At 35.2% G+C, this 3,624-nt stretch carries 2 protein-coding genes and 1 pseudogene; 1 reads left to right on the top strand and 2 read right to left on the bottom strand.

Annotated features, from left to right (window positions below; genetic code table 11):
* Window positions 1-53: 53 nt before the first annotated feature.
* Window positions 54-589: pseudogene (locus AB1422_17920) on the top strand (phage integrase N-terminal SAM-like domain-containing protein).
* Window positions 590-704: 115 nt separating this feature from the next.
* Here AB1422_17920 and AB1422_17915 read toward each other — a convergent pair.
* Window positions 705-3,059 (bottom strand): DUF2723 domain-containing protein, encoded by a 2,355-nt coding sequence (locus AB1422_17915; GenBank protein ID MEW6621179.1) that lies wholly within the window; start codon window positions 3,057-3,059, stop codon window positions 705-707.
* 9 nt (window positions 3,060-3,068) lie between these two features.
* The gene (locus tag AB1422_17910) at window positions 3,069-3,227 is read right to left on the bottom strand and encodes a hypothetical protein (GenBank protein ID MEW6621178.1); all 159 of its coding nucleotides are present in this window, start codon (window positions 3,225-3,227) and stop codon (window positions 3,069-3,071) included.
* Window positions 3,228-3,624 lie beyond the last annotated feature (397 nt).

The raw sequence follows: 3,624 nt of genomic DNA, 5'->3' as shown, positions 1-3,624 counted from the left end.
TGTATTATTATTATAATATTGAATTTAGAAAATACTGAAAGTGAGGATATCAGATGAATCTTCTGGAACAAGTTAGTGATGTTATGCGGAAAAAACATTACTCAATTCGTACTGAACAAACTTATGTGGAGTGGGTAAAGCGATTTGTACTTTTCCATAACAAAAAGCATCCAAAATATATGGGAGAGAAGGAAATCTCGCAGTATCTTTCTTACCTGGCAACTAAACAGAATGTTTCTGCAACTACACAAAATCAAGCTCTTAATGCTATTGTCTTCCTCTATAAACATGTTCTTGAAATTGAATTGGGTAACTTTGGTCATATAGAGCGATGCGTCGGCATCATGTCAATGAAAGTGGGCTGCAAAGAGCAATCTATAGTGCTGCTCGTGCAGTTGGTCTTTCAAAACCAGTTAGCCCTCATACATTTCAACATAGCTTTGCTACACACTTACTGGAGAAAGGATATGATATTCGCACCGTGCAAGAATTACTCGGTCATAAGGATGTGTCCACGACCATGATTTATACCCATGTGATTAATAAGGGTGGGATGGGGGTACAAAGTCCACTGGATATGTTAAACTGATTCCTTAAACTGTGGATATTGCTGGAAACTCTATGTAACGCTCTCAACTTAAACCGTCTAACATATATATAAAACTATTGCAAGGAATTTTTTATGTTTAAGAATACTTATGTTGTTATGGAGTTTTTTGAATTGTCATCAGCATATTTTGAGCATAGCTATCATTTGGATACTTACTGAGAAGTGTAGTAAGTTCCCTTTGTGCATCTGGAAATCGTTTTTGAGTAAAATAAAGCGAGGCTAAGTTTTTTCGTGCCTCGTAATTATCTGGCTCTAATTGAAGTATATTTTGACATTGTTCGATGACCCTGTCAATCTGTTTTTTTCCATAATAAAGTCGCGCTAATGTGGTGTATAATTCAACTGAGGGAAAGGCTTTTGCCTCTTGAAGATACTCAAATATTGCATTATCGATTTTGCCTATATTTTCATAAAGTCCTCCGATGGTGCGGTGAATATCTTTAAAATTGGGATTTAATTCAACCGCCTTTTTGAAATTAACAATCGCCTCATTTACCATTTTTTTATTAGAATAAGCCCGACCAAGATTGTAATAGACTATGGGTAAATTGGAGTCAATATTAGCTGATTTTTTAAGTTCTTCAATTGCCTCATCATTCATCCCCATACTTAGATAGTTATTTCCCCGATTGTTATATCCTCCCGCACAATTGCGAATGACATCAAACGCCTTTGCATCTTTTGAAACCTCTAACTTATCTACGCCACGCAAAACCATTTCCGTTGCACCTTTTTCTAATTCTTTTAATATCGTTACATTGGAGGTGTCAGTCTTTAATATCTTCAGGAAAAACCAAACTGGTATAGTTGTAAAACCTTTGGGCATAGGTTCGTCTGAATATTGATAAAAAGGTCGCTTATTAAAATTATTTATCAAGATTTCATCAAACCTTGCTTTGCCTAATTCTGTGCCTTGTGTTGGATAAAGGTTAAATTCCAGTTCCGGATATTTGTATTTTATCTCCTGAGCATACCAATCCTGAAATAAAAATGGTGTATCTATCAAAGCTACATCCCTGCGGGTATTCTCTACATAATGAAGATACCATACCGGAAAACCATTTACATCCCCTTTCAAGAAAAGCCCGGCATTTGTATCTAAATTTTTTAATAAACTTACCGCTAAATCATGGGCAAAGAAATAATTAGAGTGGTTACAATGAAAATGATGCGTGGTATAAGGAATGATGGGAAGAAAAATAAACGGAGTTATAATCAATGGACTACGGACCACAGATGAGAGTAGTTTTCCAATACTCATAATTCCATACCCAATAAAAATACTGAAAATGATAAAACCAGGAATGTAGTAATCCTCTATGTTAGAAATACCGTATCGAATAGATGCGGCAATATCCGTCAAAAGAATCAAAAGTAAAAATAAACCAGTAATTTTTCTTTTGACAATCAGTAAGATCAATCCTATCACTCCTAACCAGACAATCCATAAGGTAAATTGATGGGTAAAAAAGTGGGTTAGATGATGTTTGAGGTTTTGCAACCAGACTTGTGGAGAGGAGACAAAAAAATGAGCATAAGCCTTTAAGGTGATGTAATCCATAAATCGAGGAAGTGTTATTGGGTCTCCCCAGTTGAGTGGTGGATGAAAAGCGGCACGGATAGGAAGATACAAATATAGAAATAATGGCAGGATGAATATACAAGAAAGTTTAAATAAAGAGTAAAGAGTGAAGAGTGAAGATATTTTATATTTATAACAAACTGCGATGATGAAAAATATACTTGCCGGGACCAGGTAGATTGTTTGCATATGGTGGGTGAAGGATAAGCCAAAGGTGAAGGCGAAGAGGTAAAGATAGTTTTGAGTTTTTCCCTCTGTTCTCTCTGCTCCACGCTCCGTAGTTACTACTTCTGCCCACTTTAGTAAGATGAAGATTAGCAATGTGGCAAATAAGGCATTCAGAGCATATTTTTCGGCGATTACTGCCTGTTCCCAGAAGGTAACGGCAAATGCTAACATAAAACTTGCTACCACCGCAGGGATGAAGGATAAGAGATGAGTGATGAGTTTATTCTCTTTACTTCCTACTTCCCACTTCCTACTTCCTACTTTTAAAGTAATAAAATACACCATCATACACGCTAAAGAGGCAAAGATAGCGGACATTAAATTGAACCGATACGCAATATTACCTATGGGCAGGAGTGTTGAAAATGTCTTTCCCACAAGGTTATAAAAAGGATAGCCGGGGGGATGACAGATGCCAAGATGAAAAGAAGCAGGTATCATATCTCCTGAATCATGAAATCCTATATCTGGTGTAAGGGTTTTCAAATAAATCAAAAAAATAGCTAAAAACACAATAATCCCACAAATATATTCTGTGGAATCAAATGGTTTTATCGAGATAATATCTTCTTTTAGACTAAAAATATTTTGCCAGAAAGTTGATGTATTTTTTTTCTTTTTAGTTTTTTTCTTCCCCATCTTTATTTTTCAATGGTTGTTAGACTGTTTGTAACCGTTCAGGCTATATATCAAAAGTGTAAGAAAGGGGATAAGGAGATAAAAGTGATATGGAGATAAGATAATAGAAATAGATTGAAATTTATAGAAATAGGTAGAAATTGATTGTGGAAAACAACAAATTTCCATAAATTTCTATTAGTTTCTACTAATTTCAATTTTTTTAATAATATCTCCCTATCTTCATAATCCCCATATCCCCTTTTCTTACACTATTTCCACCATTATGCTAGTGCTCTGTCGCTACTCAATTGATGTCCCCCCTTGGCCTAATCATTACCCACATCTTTTAGTGGACAGATTAGATAGAAATTCCAAATTCCAAGCACCAAATTCCAAATAAATTCCAAATTCCAAGCACCAAATTCCAAATAAATTCCAAATTCCAAGCACCAAATCCCAAGCACCAAATCCCAAACACCAAATTCCAAAGTTTATATTACAACGATGGAAATTCATTTAGACTTTTCAATAATTGAAGAAAAAAATTTCGTAACTATTCACCACAAAGAGCACGAAGGGCAGG

This window comes from bacterium (genome assembly GCA_040757115.1).
Taxonomy (GTDB): Bacteria; UBA9089; CG2-30-40-21; order CG2-30-40-21; family SBAY01; genus JBFLXS01.
This window is presented reverse-complemented; position numbering and strand designations above follow the sequence as displayed.

Coding starts and splice junctions, on each gene's coding strand:
- AB1422_17915 (MEW6621179.1), bottom strand. CDS start 3,059: ATGGGGAAGAAAAAAACTAAAAAGAAAAAAAATACATCAACTTTCTGG.
- AB1422_17910 (MEW6621178.1), bottom strand. CDS start 3,227: ATGGAAATTTGTTGTTTTCCACAATCAATTTCTACCTATTTCTATAAA.